The organism is Streptomyces sp. NPDC017991, assembly GCF_044328075.1.
Taxonomy (GTDB): domain Bacteria; phylum Actinomycetota; class Actinomycetes; order Streptomycetales; family Streptomycetaceae; genus Streptomyces.
Genome location: NZ_JBIRGP010000002.1, coordinates 303,434 through 320,610 on the forward strand (window position 1 = coordinate 303,434; position 17,177 = coordinate 320,610).

General features: G+C 69.9%; 11 protein-coding genes. 3 read left to right on the top strand and 8 right to left on the bottom strand.

Going from position 1 to position 17,177, the window contains the following annotated elements:
* Positions 1-138 precede the first annotated feature (138 nt).
* Positions 139-4,206 carry a HAMP domain-containing protein gene (locus ACH4DZ_RS05945; RefSeq protein ID WP_398285715.1) on the top strand — a complete coding sequence of 1,356 codons (4,068 nt, stop codon included), beginning with the start codon at positions 139-141 and terminating at the stop codon, positions 4,204-4,206.
* An 18-nt stretch (positions 4,207-4,224) separates the two neighbouring features.
* Positions 4,225-4,809: a two-component system response regulator gene (locus tag ACH4DZ_RS05950; RefSeq protein WP_398285717.1), complete on the top strand. Its 585-nt coding sequence runs from the start codon at positions 4,225-4,227 to the stop codon at positions 4,807-4,809.
* 33 nt (positions 4,810-4,842) lie between these two features.
* Here the strand turns inward: ACH4DZ_RS05950 and ACH4DZ_RS05955 are convergent, their stop codons facing one another.
* A complete protein-coding gene (locus ACH4DZ_RS05955) occupies positions 4,843-6,729 on the bottom strand; it encodes an AMP-dependent synthetase/ligase (RefSeq protein ID WP_398285718.1) in 1,887 nt (628 codons plus the stop codon).
* 252 nt (positions 6,730-6,981) lie between these two features.
* A complete protein-coding gene (gene lepA / locus ACH4DZ_RS05960; RefSeq protein WP_328496415.1) occupies positions 6,982-8,850 on the bottom strand; it encodes a translation elongation factor 4 in 1,869 nt (622 codons plus the stop codon).
* Between the two features lie 256 nt (positions 8,851-9,106).
* Between lepA and rpsT the strand changes: the two genes are divergently transcribed.
* Complete coding sequence (gene rpsT, locus ACH4DZ_RS05965) at positions 9,107-9,373, top strand: 30S ribosomal protein S20 (protein ID WP_107016309.1); 267 nt, start codon at positions 9,107-9,109, stop codon at positions 9,371-9,373.
* 395 nt (positions 9,374-9,768) lie between these two features.
* On the opposite strand, the gene holA is transcribed toward rpsT, so the two are convergent.
* The 6 genes from holA to ACH4DZ_RS05995 form a co-directional block, all read right to left on the bottom strand.
* Complete coding sequence (gene holA / locus ACH4DZ_RS05970; RefSeq protein ID WP_398285719.1) at positions 9,769-10,755, bottom strand: DNA polymerase III subunit delta; 987 nt, start codon at positions 10,753-10,755, stop codon at positions 9,769-9,771.
* A gap of 93 nt (positions 10,756-10,848) precedes the next feature.
* Complete coding sequence (locus tag ACH4DZ_RS05975) at positions 10,849-11,094, bottom strand: hypothetical protein (protein ID WP_398285720.1); 246 nt, start codon at positions 11,092-11,094, stop codon at positions 10,849-10,851.
* A 176-nt stretch (positions 11,095-11,270) separates the two neighbouring features.
* On the bottom strand, positions 11,271-12,149 hold the full coding sequence (locus ACH4DZ_RS05980) for a YceI family protein (RefSeq protein WP_398285722.1): 879 nt from the start codon (positions 12,147-12,149) through the stop codon (positions 11,271-11,273).
* A 172-nt stretch (positions 12,150-12,321) separates the two neighbouring features.
* Entirely contained in the window at positions 12,322-13,149 is an 828-nt protein-coding gene (locus ACH4DZ_RS05985) for an arylamine N-acetyltransferase (RefSeq protein WP_398285723.1), read from the bottom strand.
* A 4-nt stretch (positions 13,150-13,153) separates the two neighbouring features.
* The gene (locus ACH4DZ_RS05990; RefSeq protein ID WP_398285724.1) at positions 13,154-15,895 is read right to left on the bottom strand and encodes a ComEC/Rec2 family competence protein; all 2,742 of its coding nucleotides are present in this window, start codon (positions 15,893-15,895) and stop codon (positions 13,154-13,156) included.
* Positions 15,892-17,076, bottom strand: a complete 1,185-nt coding sequence (locus tag ACH4DZ_RS05995) for a helix-hairpin-helix domain-containing protein (protein WP_398285725.1) — start codon at positions 17,074-17,076, stop codon at positions 15,892-15,894. Before ACH4DZ_RS05995 ends, ACH4DZ_RS05990 begins: the two co-directional genes overlap by 4 nt.
* Positions 17,077-17,177 lie beyond the last annotated feature (101 nt).

The window sequence follows — 17,177 nt, forward strand, 5'->3', positions numbered from 1 at the left end:
TGCAGACAGAGTGACAGACTGGCTACGCCCATAAGCACCGAGTTACCGAAGTGGGCCACCATGAGTGAGAACAGTGCTATGCATGTGCTCGGGGACGGACCGATTCGCGCATCGGATCTGCGTCCTCTCCTGGCCGCCATGACGTCCGCCCGGGACGGCGACTTCAGCAAGGTGCCCGAGACGACGGGGCACGGCATCGTGGCCGAGCTGGGCATGGTCTTCAACCAGATCCTGGACCGGAGCACGCACTTCAACGCGGAGGCCCAGCGGGTCCGTCGTGAGATCGTGCGGCACGGCCGACTGGACGAGCGGCTCGCCGCGAGCCCCGGCCAGGGCCACTGGACGACCCGGATCAACGACGTCAACCAGCTGCTCGACGCCCTGGTGGCACCGGCCGCCAACGCGACCCGGGTCCTGGACGCGGTGGCGGGCGGCGACCTGACCCAGCGCGTCGATCTGCACGACGGCAACCGTCAGCTCCGGGGCGATCTGCGGCGCCTGGGACGGGCCGTCAACAAGATGGTCGACCAGCTGTCCCTCTTCACGGGCGAGGTCACCCGGGTCGCGCGCGAGGTCGGCACCGAGGGCCGCCTCGGCGGCCGGGCCAAGGTGACCGGCCTGTCGGGCAGCTGGCGGGACGTGACCGAGGCGGTCAACACGATGGCGTCCCGGCTGACCGCCCAGGTCCGTGACATCGCCCTGGTGACCACGGCGGTGGCGCGCGGTGACCTGACCCGCACGGTGACGGTCGAGGCGACCGGTGAGCTGCTCGAACTGAAGCTGACCGTGAACACGATGGTCGACCAGCTCTCCGCCTTCGCCGACGAGGTCACCCGGGTGGCGCGCGAGGTCGGCACGATGGGCGAGTTGGGCGGCCGGGCCCAGGTCCGCGGTGTGTCCGGGGTGTGGAAGGACCTCACCGACAACGTCAACTTCATGGCCTCGAACCTGACCTCGCAGGTGCGCAACATCGCCCAGGTGACCACGGCCGTCGCCAACGGCGATCTGAGCCAGAAGATCACCGTAGGTGCCCAGGGCGAGATCCTGGAGCTGAAGAGCACCATCAACACGATGGTCGACCAGCTCTCCGCCTTCGCCGACGAAGTCACCCGCGTCGCCCGCGAGGTCGGCACCGAGGGCAACCTCGGCGGCCGGGCCCAGGTCCGCGGAGTGTCCGGAGTGTGGAAGGACCTGACGGACAACGTCAACTTCATGGCGGACAACCTCACCTCGCAGGTCCGCAACATCGCGCTCGTCTCCACCGCCGTGGCCCAGGGCGACCTCGGCAAGAAGATCACGGTCGAGGCGAAGGGCGAGATCCTGGAGCTGAAGAGCACCATCAACACCATGGTCGACCAGCTCTCCGCCTTCGCCGACGAAGTCACCCGGGTGGCGCGCGAGGTCGGCACCGAGGGCAACCTCGGCGGTCAGGCCCAGGTCCGCGGCGTCTCCGGGGTGTGGAAGGACCTCACCGACAACGTCAACTTCATGGCCCTGAACCTGACCTCGCAGGTGCGCAACATCGCCCAGGTGACCACGGCCGTCGCCAACGGCGACCTCTCCAAGAAGATCACCGTCGACGCGCGCGGCGAGATCCTGGAACTGAAGGACACCGTCAACACGATGGTGGAGCAGCTGCGCGCCTTCGCCGACGAGGTGACGAGGGTGGCACGTGAGGTCGGCACCGACGGCCGTCTCGGCGGCCGGGCCCGGGTGCTCGGCGTCTCCGGTGTGTGGCGTGACCTCACCGACAACGTCAACTACATGGCGGACAACCTCACTTCACAGGTCCGCAACATCGCGCAGGTCGCCACCGCGGTGGCCCAGGGCGACCTGTCGAAGAAGATCGACGTCGACGCGCGCGGCGAGATCCTGGAACTGAAGTCCACCATCAACACGATGGTGGACACGCTGTCGTCGTTCTCCTCCGAGGTCACCCGGGTGGCCCGCGAGGTGGGTTCCGAGGGGCAGCTCGGCGGTCAGGCGCGGGTCGAGGGTGTGTACGGCACCTGGAAGCGTCTGACGACGAACGTGAACGAGCTGGCGTCGAACCTCACCACCCAGGTCCGCGCGATCGCCGAGGTGGCGTCCGCGGTGGCCCAGGGCGACATGTCCCGCTCCATCACGGTGGAGACCCAGGGCGAGGTGGACGAGCTCAAGGACAACATCAACCTGATGGTGGCCAACCTGCGTGAGACCACCCGCGCCAAGGACTGGCTGGAGTCGAACCTCGCCCGCCTCGCCGCCCTCATGCAGGGCCACCGGGACCTGATGGAGGTCGCGGACCTGATCCTGCGCGAGCTGACCCCGCTGGTGAACGCGCAGTTCGGCGCCTTCTTCCTGGCCGATCCGGAGGAGGACAAGACGACCCTGCAGACGGCCGTGCCCATCAAGGGGCTCGCCTTCATCGCCGGATACGGGTCGGCCCAGAGCGCGACGGTCGACACGGTCAGCATGCCGGTGCACGGGCTCGTACGGCAGGCCGCACGCGAGCGGAAGCGGATCCTGGTGGAGGAGGCCCCGCCGGACTACATCAAGATCAACAGTGGTCTGGGTGAGGCGGCCCCGGCGAGCGTCGTCATCATCCCGATCCTCTTCGAGGACAAGCTGCTCGGTGTCATCGAGCTCGCCTCGTTCTCCCGCTTCTCCGACGTCCACCTGGCGTTCTTCGACCAGTTCGTGAACACCATCGGTGTCGCGATCAACACCATCATCGCCAACTCCCGTACGGAGTCGCTGCTCGGCGAGTCCCAGCGGCTGGCGATCCAGTTGCAGGACCGCTCCGACGAACTGCAGTCGCAGCAGGCCGAGTTGCGGCGCTCCAACGCCGAACTGGAGGAAAAGGCGGCGCTGTTGGCGACCTCGTCGCAGTACAAGTCGGAGTTCCTTGCGAACATGTCGCACGAGCTGCGCACCCCGCTCAACTCGCTGCTGATCCTCGCCCGGCTGCTCTCCGACAACCCGGACGGCCATCTCTCCGACCAGGAGGTGCAGTTCGCGTCGACGATCCACCGGTCGGGATCGGACCTCCTCCAGCTCATCAACGACATCCTCGACCTCTCGAAGATCGAGGCCGGCCGGATGGACGTACGCCCCAAGAAGCTGCCGCTGATCAAGCTGCTCGACTACGTGCACGCCACCTTCCGTCCGCTCACCATCGACCGGGGTCTCGCGTTCGAGGTGGCGGTCGGCGAGGACGTACCGCGCGAGATGTTCTCGGACGAGCAGCGGCTCCAGCAGATCCTGCGCAACCTGCTCTCGAACGCGATCAAGTTCACCGCGTCGGGCCGGGTCGAGTTGCGCGTCAACCGCGTCCAGGCCCCCGAGCCCCACTTCACCCGGGACGGCAGCGACAACGTGGTCGCGTTCACGGTCTCCGACACCGGCATCGGCATCGCCCCGGAGAAACTCCCGGTGATCTTCGAGGCGTTCCAGCAGGCCGACGGCACGACCAACCGCAAGTACGGCGGCACGGGCCTCGGCCTGTCCATCAGCCGGGAGATCGCCGGCCTGCTGGGCGGCCGCATCGTCGCCGAGAGCGTGCCCGGTGAGGGTTCCACCTTCACGCTGTACGTGCCGGTCGTCAGCCCCGGGCACCTGCCGACCGGCGCCGAGGACCAGGACCTGACCCTGCCCGAGCAGTTGTCCGCCGAACCCTTCACCGCCCACGACCAGGACGACAGCTGGCCGGCGCCCACCAAACTGGAGGCGTGGAAGACAGGCCGTGCGGGCCAGGTCCTGCCGGGGCGGCGGGTGCTGATCGTGGACGACGACATCCGTAACGTCTTCGCGCTCACCCACGTACTGGGCCGGGTCGGAATGCCCGTCCTGTACGCGGAGAACGGCCGCGAGGGCATCGAGACCCTGGAACGCAATCCCGACGTAGGGCTCGTCCTGATGGACATCATGATGCCGGAGATGGATGGTTACGAGACCATCTCCGTCATCCGCCGCACCCCGCGCTGGGCCGGACTTCCCATCGTCGCCCTCACCGCCAAGGCGATGCCGGGCGACCGTGAGAAGTCCATCGCGCGCGGTGCGAACGACTACGTACCCAAGCCGGTGGACGTCGACCAGCTGCTGACCGTCGTCTGTGCTCTCCTCGACCCCGAGGGCGCGGACGGCCAGGAGCAGGCGGACGCCACCACCGTCACCGCGGGGGCCGGCACATCAGAGGAACCCGCCGTCCCGCCGACGACCGAATGAGGCAGGCAATCGATCACCATGAGCACTGAGGCATCGACCGACGAGCGCGCCAGCATTCTCCTCGTGGACGACATGGAGGACAATCTGATCGCGCTGGAGGCCGTCCTGGGGTCCCTCAACGAGCCGCTCGTACGCGCCCGGTCGGGCGAGGAGGCGATGAAAGCTCTGCTGCGGCAGCGGTTCGCGGTCGTCCTGCTCGACATCCGTATGCCGGGCATGGACGGGTTCGAGACCGCCGCGAACATCAAGCGGCTCGACCAGACGAAGGACGTACCGATCATCTTCCTGACCGGTACGGACTCCGACGCGGGCTACGCGTTCCGCGGATACGCCACCGGAGCCGCCGACTATCTCACCAAGCCGTTCGACCCCTGGGTGCTGCGCGCCAAGGTCACCGTCTTCCTCGATCTGCACCGCAAGAACCAGCAGCTGGAGCGGATGCTCGCCCACGAGCAGGCGCAGTTCGACGAACTCGCCCGGCGGCTGCACGCGATCGAGACCAACATGTCGGCCAGCGGTCTCACCGACATGGCCGAACTGCGCCGGCATGTGAGCCACATGGAGGACCTGCTGCGCGAGATGCGCAGGGGGCGGGGCCTGTGACCCCGCCCCGCCCCCGTCGCACCACGGCGGCGACTACGCCTCGCGCGTACCCGCGTACATCTCGTCGATCAGGTGCTGGTACTCGCGCTCGACGACCGGGCGCTTCAGCTTGAGGCTCGGGGTCAGCTCGCCGTGCTCGATGTCGAGGTCGCGCGGGAGGAGCTTGAACTTCTTGATGGTCTGCCAGCGCTGCAGGCTCTCGTTGAGCGTCCTGACGTGCTCGTCGATCAGCGCGACCGTCGCGGGTGCGGCGACCACCTCGGCGTACGACCTGCCGCCCAGGCCGTTGTCCGCGGCCCAGGCGAGGATCGACGGCTCGTCGAGGGCGATGAGCGCGGTGCAGAAGTTCCGGTCGGCGCCGTGCACGAGGATGTTGGAGACGTACGGGCAGACCGCCTTGAACTGACCCTCGACCTCGGCGGGCGCGATGTACTTGCCGCCGGACGTCTTGATGAGGTCCTTCTTGCGGTCGGTGATGCGCAGATAGCCGTCCGGGGACAGCTCGCCGATGTCACCGGTGTGGAACCAGCCGTCGGACTCCAGGACCTCGGCGGTCTTCTCGGGCAGCCCCTGGTAGCCCTCCATGATGCCGGGGCCGCGCAGCAGGATCTCGCCGTCGTCCGCGATCCGCACCTCGGTGCCGGGCAGCGGCTTGCCGACCGTGCCCGTGCGGTACGCCTCCCCGGGGTTCACGAAGGAGGCCGCGGACGACTCCGTGAGTCCGTAACCCTCCAGGATGTGGATGCCGGCGCCCGCGAAGAAGTAGCCGATGTCGGGCGCGAGGGCGGCGCTGCCGGAGACGCAGGCGCGGAGGTTGCCGCCGAAGGCCTCGCGGATCTTGGCGAAGACGAGCGTGTCCGCGACCTTGTGCTTGGCCGAGAGGCCGAAGGGCGCGGAGGCGACACCGGTACGGCGGAAGTTGTCCTGGGTGGCCTTCGCGTACTCGCGGGAGACCTCGGCCGCCCACTGGAAGATCTTGTACTTGGCGCCGCCGCCGGCCCGCGCCTTCGCCGCGACCCCGTTGTAGACCTTCTCGAAGATCCGCGGCACGGCGGCCATGTACGTCGGCTGCACGACCGGCAGATTCTCGATGATCTTGTCCACGCGGCCGTCGACGGCGGTGACGTGCCCGACCTCGATCTGGCCGGACGTGAGCACCTTGCCGAAGACATGGGCGAGCGGCAGCCACAGGTACTGGACGTCGTCCTTGCCGACGAGGCCGGTCGCGGCGATGGCCTTCGCCATGTACGACCAGTTGTCGTGCGGCAGCCGTACGCCCTTGGGGCGGCCGGTGGTGCCGGAGGTGTAGATGAGGGTCGCGAGTTGGTCCTTGGTGATCGCCCCGACCTTCTCCTTGATCAGGTCGGGGTTCTTCTCCAGGTACGCGGCACCGCGCTTCTCCAGCTCGGCAAGGCCGATCACCCAGTCACCCTCGTCGCCGGCGGGCTCGACGCCCGCGGAGTCGATCACGATGACATGGCTGAGATCGGGCAGCTCGGCACGCTTCTCCCGCGCCTTGGCGAGCTGCTCCGCGTCCTCCGCGACCAGCACCCTGCTCTCGGAGTCGGAGAGGATGAACGCCGACTCGTCGGACTTGGTCGACGGGTACACGGTCGTCGTCGCGGCGCCGGCACACATGATGCCGAGGTCGACGAGGATCCACTCGACGCGGGTGGAGGAGGCGAGCGCGACGCGCTGCTCCGGCCGCACGCCCAGCTCGATCAGGCCGGCCGCGATCGCGTAGACCCGCTCGGCCGCCTGCGCCCAGCTGAGCGACCTCCACTCGTCCGGCCCCTCGCCCGAGGCCGCCGGTACCGGGTAGCGGTACGCCTCGGCGTCCGGCGTGGCCGCCACGCGCTCCAGGAAGAGGGCCGCCACGGACGGCGGACGGTTCTCGATCAGGGTCTGTGTGTCGCTCACGACATCCTCCGGGGCCCGCGACAGTGCGTGACTGGCTGGTTGCGGTTAGCTCAGTAGCGGTCGTTGTTTAACTCGCGAGTAACGTCGAGTGGTGATCAGAGTAAAGCCCGTCCGCCCGGTGCGTAAGAGGCGGCGGCCTGTCACTTCCTACAGAGCGTGGGCGAAATGCGGCAGTCCTCGGACGGCAGGGGCCCGCCGCGCGAAAGCACGACGGGCCCATGTTCTCGGGCTTGGCCCGATGGTTGCTGACGGCTACTTCTTCCCCTTGCCGCTGCCCGCGTTCTCGTCACTGGACAGCACGGCGATGAAGGCCTCTTGCGGAACCTCCACAGAGCCCACCATCTTCATCCGCTTCTTGCCCTCCTTCTGCTTCTCAAGGAGCTTCCGCTTACGGGAGATGTCACCGCCGTAACACTTGGCGAGGACGTCCTTGCGGATGGCGCGGATGGTCTCGCGAGCGATGACCCGGGAACCGATGGCCGCCTGGATGGGGATCTCGAAGGCCTGGCGCGGGATGAGCTCGCGCAGCTTGGCGACGAGCCGCACCCCGTACGCGTACGCCGCGTCCTTGTGCGTGACGGCCGAGAAGGCGTCCACGCGGTCGCCGTGGAGGAGGATGTCGACCTTCACCAACGAGGCGTCCTGCTCGCCGGTGGGCTCGTAGTCCAGGGAGGCGTAGCCGCGGGTCTTGGACTTCAGGTTGTCGAAGAAGTCGAAGACGATCTCGGCGAGGGGGAGCGTGTAGCGGATCTCGACGCGATCCTCGGAGAGGTAGTCCATACCGAGGAGGGTGCCGCGGCGGGTCTGGCACAGCTCCATGATCGAACCGATGAACTCGCTGGGGGCGAGGATCGTGGCCCGGACGACCGGCTCGAAGACCTTGTCGATCTTGCCCTCGGGGAACTCGCTCGGGTTGGTGACCGTGTGCTCCTTCCCGTCCTCCATGATCACGCGGTAGACCACGTTGGGCGCGGTGGCGATGAGTTCGAGGTTGAACTCGCGCTCCAGGCGCTCACGGATGACGTCGAGGTGCAGCAATCCCAGAAAACCGACACGGAAGCCGAACCCCAGCGCCGCGGAGGTCTCCGGCTCGTAGACCAGGGCGGCGTCGTTGAGCTGGAGCTTGTCCAGCGCCTCACGGAGGTCGGGGTAGTCGGACCCGTCCAGCGGATACAGGCCCGAGAAGACCATCGGCTTCGGGTCCTTGTACCCGCCGAGGGCCTCGGTGGCGCCCTTGTCCTTGCTGGTGATCGTGTCACCGACCTTGGACTGACGGACGTCCTTCACGCCGGTGATGATGTAGCCCACCTCGCCGACGCCGATGCCGTCGGCCGGCGTCATCTCGGGGGACGAGACGCCGATCTCCAGCAGCTCGTGCGTGGCGCCGGTCGACATCATCTTGATGCGCTCGCGCTTGTTGAGCTGGCCGTCGATGACACGGACGTAGGTGACCACGCCCCGGTACGAGTCGTAGACCGAGTCGAAGATCATCGCGCGGGCGGGCGCGTCGGCGACACCGACCGGGGCCGGCACGTCCCTCACGACCCGGTCCAGGAGCGCGTCCACACCGACGCCGGTCTTCGCCGAGACCTTGAGCACGTCCTCCGGCTGGCAGCCGATGAGATTGGCCAGCTCCTCGGAGAACTTCTCGGGCTGGGCGGCCGGCAGGTCGATCTTGTTCAGCACCGGGACGATGGTGAGTTCGTTCTCCATCGCCAGGTAGAGGTTGGCGAGGGTCTGGGCCTCGATGCCCTGGGCCGCGTCCACGAGGAGGACGGTGCCCTCACAGGCGGCGAGCGACCGCGAGACCTCGTACGTGAAGTCGACGTGCCCGGGGGTGTCGATCATGTTGAGGATGTGGGTGTTGCCCGGATCCTCGGTCGGCGCCCAGGGCAGCCGCACCGCCTGGGACTTGATGGTGATGCCGCGCTCGCGCTCGATGTCCATGCGGTCGAGGTACTGGGCGCGCATCTGCCGCTGGTCGACCACCCCGGTCAGCTGGAGCATCCGGTCGGCGAGCGTGGACTTGCCGTGGTCGATGTGCGCGATGATGCAGAAGTTGCGGATCTGAGCCGGGGCGGTACGGCTCGGCTCGGGCACATTGTTAGGGATCGCGGGCACGCAGGGTCCTGTCTCTTGAGGCGCCTGTCGCCTCGGGTCGGATCGATACGTAGGCTCCATGGTCCCACGGGCGGCGACGTGCGACCGGTTTGGGCCGTCAGCAGGGCGACTGCTAATCTGGGCAGCTGTGTCTCCTGCCCTCTCTGCAGGGGACGCGCAGGAAACGCAGGAAATTCAGAAGAGAAATCACCGGCGCATGAGACTCACCGTCGTGAGACGCCCCGTCTCGTGCGCCTGAACCTGAGAAGGCTCATTCGTGGCGAACATCAAGTCCCAGATCAAGCGGATCAAGACCAACGAGAAGGCTCGGCTGCGCAACAAGGCCGTCAAGTCTTCGCTGAAGACCGCGATCCGCAAGGCCCGCGAGGCCGCTGCCGCGGGTGACGTCGAGAAGGCCACGGCCGCGCAGCGCGAAGCCTCGCGCAAGCTGGACAAGGCCGTCTCCAAGGGCGTCATCCACAAGAACCAGGCCGCCAACAAGAAGTCGGCGCTTGCTTCGAAGGTCGCCTCCCTCAAGGGCTGAACCTCTGCCGAGTACTGGGCCACGGCCCCGCACTCACTTGATTCGAAGTGATTCGAACGCCGGAAGGACCTGAGCGGGCCCTCTCTCATCCGCTCCCGACCGGCACCCCGACTCGTACGCGACTGCGTTCGCCACGCGGGTACGAGTCCCCAGCATGAACCGGGCCCCGGCCCTTGCCCTGGAAGGGGCGGGGGCCGGGGTTCGTGTTTTCGGTCTGTTTCGCGACCGGGGGCCGGGAGCGGGGGGTGGGGGTGGGGCCTGTTCTTTTTCTTTCAGCCCGTTCGGGGCCGGGGCGGGGCTTGTGCTTTTTCTTTCAGCCGCTCCGGCGTTTGAGGACGAGGCCGTTCAGGCCGACGGGGGGCCTGGGGGCGCAGCCCCCAGAACAGGGACGGAAACTACCCCCGCCGCATCCGCGCCGCCCGGGCGATCGCGACAACCGCCTTCTCCAGCGCGTACTCAGGATCATCCCCACCCCCCTTCACCCCCGCATCGGCCTCGGCGACGGCCCGCAACGCGACAGCGACCCCGTCCGGCGTCCACCCCCGCATCTGCTGCCGAACCCGGTCGATCTTCCACGGCGGCATCCCCAGCTCCCGCGCCAGATCGGCCGGTCGCCCACCCCGCGCGGAAGAGAGCTTCCCGATGGCCCGCACCCCCTGCGCCAGCGCGCTGGTGATCAGGACGGGGGCGACCCCGGTCGACAGCGACCACCGCAGCGCCTCCAGCGCCTCGGCCGCCCGCCCCTCGACCGCCCGGTCCGCCACCGTGAAGCTGGAGGCCTCCGCCCGGCCGGTGTAGTACCGCCCGACGACAGCCTCGTCGATCGTCCCCTCGACGTCCGCGACCAGCTGGGTCGTCGCGGAGGCCAGCTCCCGCAGATCGCTGCCGATCGAGTCGACGAGCGCCTGGCACGCCTCGGGCGTCGCCGACCGCCCCAGCGCACGGAACTCCGCACGCACGAAGGACAGCCGGTCCGCCGCCTTCGTCATCTTGGGGCATGCGATCTCCCGCGCCCCCACCTTGCGCGCGGCGTCGAGCAGCCCCTTGCCCCTGGCACCCCCGGCGTGCAGCAGCACGAGTGTGATCTCCTCGGCCGGAGCCCCCAGGTACGCCTTCACGTCCTTGATCGTGTCCGCCGACAGATCCTGCGCGTTCCGCACCACGACGACCTTGCGCTCGGCGAAGAGCGACGGGCTCGTCAACTCGGCGAGCGTGCCCGGCTGCAGCTGGTCCGATGTGAGGTCCCGTACGTCGGTGTCCGCGTCGGAGGCGCGCGCGGCGGCGACCACCTCCTGCACGGCACGGTCGAGCAGGAGGTCCTCCTGCCCCACGGCGATCGTGACGGGGGCGAGCGGATTGTCTTGTGCAGAGTTCCTGGCCATCGCGCCCAGCATCCCACGCACCACCGACAACGGGCCCGCGACCACCGAAGGGCCGTGCCCCCCTACGGCACCCCTACGGCCCCCTAGGACCCCCTACGGCTCCTCGCGCCAGCCGTCCCACTCCCTCACGAAATCGTCCAACTCCCGCGCGTCCAGCCGCCCGTTCTCGTCGCGCAGCACGAGCAGCCACTGCGCGTCCTCGGCATCGTCCTCACCCGCCAGGGCGTCCCGTACGAGCTGGGGCTCCTCGTCCAGCGCGAACTGTTCACCGAGCGCCTCCGCCGCCTCCTGAGCGGCATCGCGGTCGGGCAGCACCAGTACATGTCTCACGTCGCTCACCCGGCCATTTTCCGGCACGGCGACCACGCCTCGCACCGGGGGCACCGGGCAACCGGCAACCGGCGCCCGGCGGCCGACGGTCAGTGGCCAGTGGCCGGCAACCGAAGGCCCCGCCCCTGATCCCGGGACCTTGATCCCTGATCCCTGATCCCGGGTCCCGGGTCCCGGGTCCCGGGTCAGCCCTTGGGGACGATCTGTATGTCCAGGTCGACCGTGATGCTCGTCCCGACCATGGCGATGCCCCGCGCCAGCATCGACTGCCAGCTCACCGTGAAGTCGTCGCGCCGCAACTCGGTGGTGGCCCGGCAGGCCGCCCGCACCTCGCCCTCCGTGCCGTTGCCGACCCCCAGATACTCCGTGTCGAACGTGATCGTCCGCGTCACCCCGTGCAACGACAGCGCCCCGGCGACCCCCCACCGGCTGCCGCCCCGGTGCGTGAACCGGTCGCTGTAGAACTCCACCGTCGGAAACCGGTCCACGTCCAGGAAGTCCGCCGACTTCAAATGACCGTCCCGTGTCCGGACGTTGGTGTCGATCGACCCCGCGTCGATCACCACATGCATCGCCGACTGCTCCACGTCCTCGGCCACCCGCACTATCCCCGCGAAGGTGTTGAACCGTCCCCGCACCCGAGCCATCCCGATATGCCGGGCCGTGAAGCCGATCGAGGAATGGGTCGGCTCGATCTCCCAGTCCCCCGGCGCCGGTAACGCGGGTGGTCGCGCGGGATTCAGTGTCACGTCACCGAGCGCGGCCACCTCGTTCGCCGGCACGGTGACATTCGCCCGGTACGGGGCGTGCCCCTCGGCCGACACCGCGAGGCGGTACTCACCGGCCGGTACCGTCACCAGGAAGGACCCGAACGGATCCAGCTCCCCGCCGACCACTCTGCGTCCCGCCGCATCCGTGACCAGGAACTGCGCGTCCGGCACCGGCTGCTTCACCGGATCCAGCACCCGGCAGCCGAGCACACCGGCACCCTCCGGCAACGGCACCGAGGCGAGATTGCCCGCCTGCGCCCGGTTCGTACGGTTCCCCAGCCAGCTGCCGACCATCTGCGACCCACCCTCGCGTCAACGCACGCTGTGAAAACACTCGTTGTTGGGGAGGTATTCGACCACCGATGCGACTTTCGAGGCAACAGACGACTACATCGCAGGAAACCAGCGCATGTGCTGGTACTAGACACGAGTAGACCGAATTGGCCGTTCCGTTTATGTTTTTCCCTCAGCCGCCGCTTCTCCGGACAACCGGGACGCGCTCCAGCACGATCCCGAACCGCTTCCTGTACGCCTCCAGCACCTCCTCGTCCGAGGCCAACTCCGCCGTCGTCTTCCCACCCTCGGGGTCCGTCACCGTGAGAGCGCGCCCGCTGAGCGTGACCCGCCCGCCGTCCTCCGTGACCCGCGAACAGACCAGCGACTGGCTGAAGTGCGACGCCTGCGAGGTGCTGTGCCACCAGGCCCCGGCCACGAAGTCCCCGAGCACCCGCGGCCGCGTCTCCAGCCGGTACTGGGACCTGCCGTCCCGCACCACCTCCAGGTCCCCGAACTCCCCGGCGCTGCCCCGCACCCCGGCCGGATCCGCCCCGGCCACGATCACCCGGAACGCGCCCGCCGGATCCGCCTGCTCCCCCCGCTCCCCGAAGGCCAGCGGGTAGTGGCTGTGCGCCCCGAACCCGACGTCGGCCAGCCAGTCGCCCCCGTCCACCGTCCGCACCCGCAGCGCCAGATGGTCGTAGGGAATCCCGAGCCGCTCCTCCTCCCCGTAGACCCGCCCCGCGAGCAGCGTCACATCGAAGCCCAGCGCCTTGAGCAACGCGCCGAACGCCCCGTTCAGTTCGTAGCAGAAGCCACCCCTGCGGGCGCCCACCAGCTTGTCCAGGAGCGGTTTCTCCTCCAGCACGATCTCCTCACCGAGGTGGATCGACAGGTTCTCGAACGGCACGGTCAGCAGGTGTCGCAACTGCAGTTCACGGAGTACGTCGGCGGTGGGCCAAGCGGGGTGGGTGACGCCGATCCGGCGGAGGTAGGCATCGACCTGTGCGGGTTTCATACCCTCAGTCTCGCGTGATCAGCAGGTGATCGTCTCCTCCTCCCACGGTTACCGCCCCGTCCACGTCGGTGCGCAGCACCTGCGCGCCCCCTGCTTCCAGTGCGGCCATCGTGCTCGGTGCCGGATGCCCATAGGGGTTGTCGGCGCCGCACGAGATGAGCGCGAGGCGTGGCGCCGCCCGTCGTATGAGGTCCGGATCCTGATAGGCGGAACCGTGATGTGCGACCTTGAGGACATCCACGGCTTTCAGACCGATTCCGGCCGGTGATCTCAACAAGGCCTGCTGAGCGGGTGGTTCGAGATCTCCGAGCATCAGCATCGTCAGCCCGGCCGACCGGACGAGCAGGGTGACGCTCGCGTCGTTCGGCCCCTCCGGCTCCGGCCCCTGCTCGGGCCCCGCGACCGGGACCGGCCCGGACCCCGGGGCCCGACTCGGCGGCGGCCACAGCACCTGCCAGTCGAGCCCGCCCGTACGACGCCGCTCTCCCGCCACCGCCCGCGTCACCGGAATGCGCCGGATCGCGGCCTGCCGGTGGACGGAATCGGCCTGGTCCAGTGGCTCCTCCAAACCCGTCGTCTCGATCGCGCCCACCGAACGCCCGCGCAGCACACCCGGCAGACCGGCCACGTGGTCCGCGTGGAAGTGGGTCAGTACGACGAGGGGCACCTTGGTGATACCGAGCGTCTTCAGACACCGGTCGACGAGTATCGGGTCGGGTCCCGCGTCCACCACCACCCCACTGCCGTCACCCGCCGCGAGCACTGTCGCGTCGCCCTGACCCACATCGCACATCGCGAACCGCCAATCCGGCGGCGGCCACCCTGTGATCACCCGGGTGAGAGGCGGCGGCTGCACCAGCACGAGCAGAAGCAGCACTCCGCAGGCGCCGCTCAGCCAGGGATGCCGCAGCAGCCTGCGCCCGACGAACACGAGGACGGCGATCGCACCGGCGAGCAGCAGCGCCCCCGTCCAGCTTCCCGGCCAGTCCATGCCTCCTCCCGGCAGGGCCGCACCCGCCCGGGCGATGTCCGCGATCCACCCGGCCGGCCAACTCGCGCACCACGCCAGTACTTTCGCGACCGGCATCGCCCAAGGAGCCGTGGTCAGGGTCGCGAAACCCAGCATCGTGGCCGGCGCGACCGCGAACTCCACGAGCAGGTTGCACGGCACCGCCACCAGGCTGACCCGCGCCGAGAGGACGGCGACGACTGGCGCGCACACCGCCTGCGCGGCGCCCGCGGCCGCCAGCGCCTCGGCCAACCTCGGCGGCACCCCGCGGGCGCGGAGCGCCGCACTCCACCGTGGGGCCAGCGTGAGCAGGGCGCCGGTGGCGAGCACGGAGAGCAGGAAGCCGTAACTCCGCGCCAACCAGGGGTCGTACAGCACCAGCACGAGCACGGCCGTGGCCAGCGCCGGAATCAGCGATCTGCGGCGCCCGGTGGCGATGGCCAGCAGCGCGATCGATCCGCAGGCCGCGGCCCGCAGCACACTCGGGTCCGGTCGGCACACGATCACGAAGCCGAGCGTGAGCGCACCCCCGCACAGGGCGGTCGCCCGCAACGGCAGACCGAGCCGGGGCGCCAGCCCTCGGCGCTCGATCCGCTGGGCCCGGCCCGGCGGCCCGATGAGCAGAGCCAGCACGATCGTGAAGTTGGCCCCGCTGACAGCGAGGATGTGTGTGAGATCGGTCGCCCTGAACGCCTCGTCCAGCTCCGGTGGGATCCGGGAGGTGTCCCCGACCACCAGTCCCGGCAGCAGCGCCCGTGCGTCCGGCTCCAGCCCGTCGGTCGCCGCCCGCAGGCTGCCCCGCAGCTCTCCGGCGAACCGCTGCGTGGCGGACGGCTGCCCGACCACCGCCGGTGGCCCGCTGCCGCGCACTCGGAGCACCGCCGCGATCCGGTCGCCGCCGCCGAGCGCGGGCGCGACCTGTGCGGTCACCCGTACCCGCGTGGAGGGCAGGAGGGAGAGCCAGGGCGAGCCCGCCCCCGCACGGCCCACCCCGGGACCCGACTCGGACCCCGCCAGCCCCGGCCCCGATCCCAGCCTCGTTCCCGGTCCCGGTCCCGGCCTCGTTCCCGCTCCCGGTCGCGCGTCCACGATCAGCAGCACCGGCGTACGGGTCCGCGCCACCGTCCCGTCCGGGCTCTCGACGTGCCTGACCTCGGCGTCGAGCAGGATCGCGGTCGGGGCGGCGCGGTTCCCCTTGATCCGGGGCCGGGTGAGCCGTGGGTCCGAGGTGACCTCCACCTCGGCGGTCACCCGGTCGTACTGCCGCGCCGACTCCGGGATCGGGCCCCTGCGCAGATCCGCACCGTGCAGCCCGGCGGAGGCGGCCGCGGCGGCGACACAGAGCAGCAAGGCCGCCGCGGAGGCCTGCGACCAGGACGACCAGGACGACCGGAGCAACCGAAGCGACCACAAGGACCGGGACCGCGGCTCAAGCCCCGGCCCCGGCCCCGGCTCCGGCTCCGGCTCCGGCTCCGGCAGTCGATCGGGCGGCGCGCCCCGCACACGGGCGCGCCCCACGAGCAGGAGTCGTCCGGCCACGGCCACGCAGAGCGCGACCACGCCCGCGACCCACCCCGGCGGTGCGTCCAACGTCACCGCCGCCGTCGCCCAGGCCGCCAGCGCCGGTGGGACCAGCCGCAGATCCGTCGGGCCCTCCTGACGAGGATGCGCGGCACCGAGCGGACTGCCGGAGACCGCGTGCACCGCCGGCCGCTGCGTCGAGGCCGGGCCCCTCATGGCCGCACGAGATTCCGCAGATCGGCGAAACGGCGGTCGCCGATTCCGTTGACCTCGCGGAGCTCGTCGACCGAACGGAAGCCGCCGTGCCGACCCCGGTAGTCGATGATGTGCTGCGCCAGTACAGGGCCGACGCCGGGCAGCGTGTCCAGCTGTTCCGCAGTGGCCGTGTTGAGGGCGACCGGAGTGACCGGAGCGGGGGCGGCCCCACCGGGACCCACGACACCCGAACCTCCCGTGACACCCGAACCCCCCGCGGCTCCCGGGACCGCCGGCACTCCCGGTCCCACCGCCGACGGCTCCCCGACCACCACCTGCTCGCCGTCCACCAGGAACCGTGCGCGGTTGAGGCCTTCGGTGTCCGTGCCCGGACGTACCCCGCCCGCGGCTTTCAGCGCGTCGGCGACCCGGGAGCCGGCCGGCAGCCGATGGATACCCGGCTCGCGCACCTTGCCGCTGACATCGACCACGAGTGCTGTGGGGACCGCGTCCGCGGGCGCCCGGGCGGCAGCGGAGGTTCCGGCCGCCGTCCGCTGCCCGGCCGCCCCCTCCTCCCCGTACGGAACCGCGGCCCGCACGATCTCCGGGGCCCGCACCGGCTGGGTCCGCCCCGACCAGAAGTGCTGTGCGGCGAGGACCGCGGCGACGACCAGCACCACAGCGAGCGCGGCCACGCTCCTGCGTTCCAGGCCGCACCTGGACTGAAGCCACAGCGGCATCCGCTCCCGGACGGCGAGCCCCGCCCGCCGCCGCCACGCGGGAGCGGTCCGGCCCTCGTCCGCGACCTCGTCGGCGACCTCGTCGGTGACCCCGTCCGCGCCCCCCAGCGCTCCCGCTCCCACCCCGGGACTCCCGGGGCCACTGGCGCTCTCCCCCGCACCCGACAGAGTGTGTTGTCGGCGGTCGGACGGTGAGGGCTCGTCGCGCGATTCCGCGCGTCCCTGGAGGGCGCCGTCGCTCCACTCCACCGGCGGCCCGTGCCGCGACTCCCCGCGCACCCGCCCCCGTTCAGGCGCGAAGAGTGTCTCCGCGCGCAGGCGCAGCGTCTCCGCCGAGGCCTCTCGGCGCCGGGACCTGCCGCGGTGGGGCCGGCGGCGGTGTCGCGTACGAACGTCGGAGGCCGGGCCGCGGCCCGGTCCGCTGGTGGCTGTCGTGGTCCGTGAAACTGATCGAAGTGGCATGGGACGAGAATCGGGCACAAGAACCGATCCCCGATGATCTTGCTCAATTCCCGGGGATTACCACCCAGTTGTGGATAACTCCGCCACCCGCTCGGGCGAGA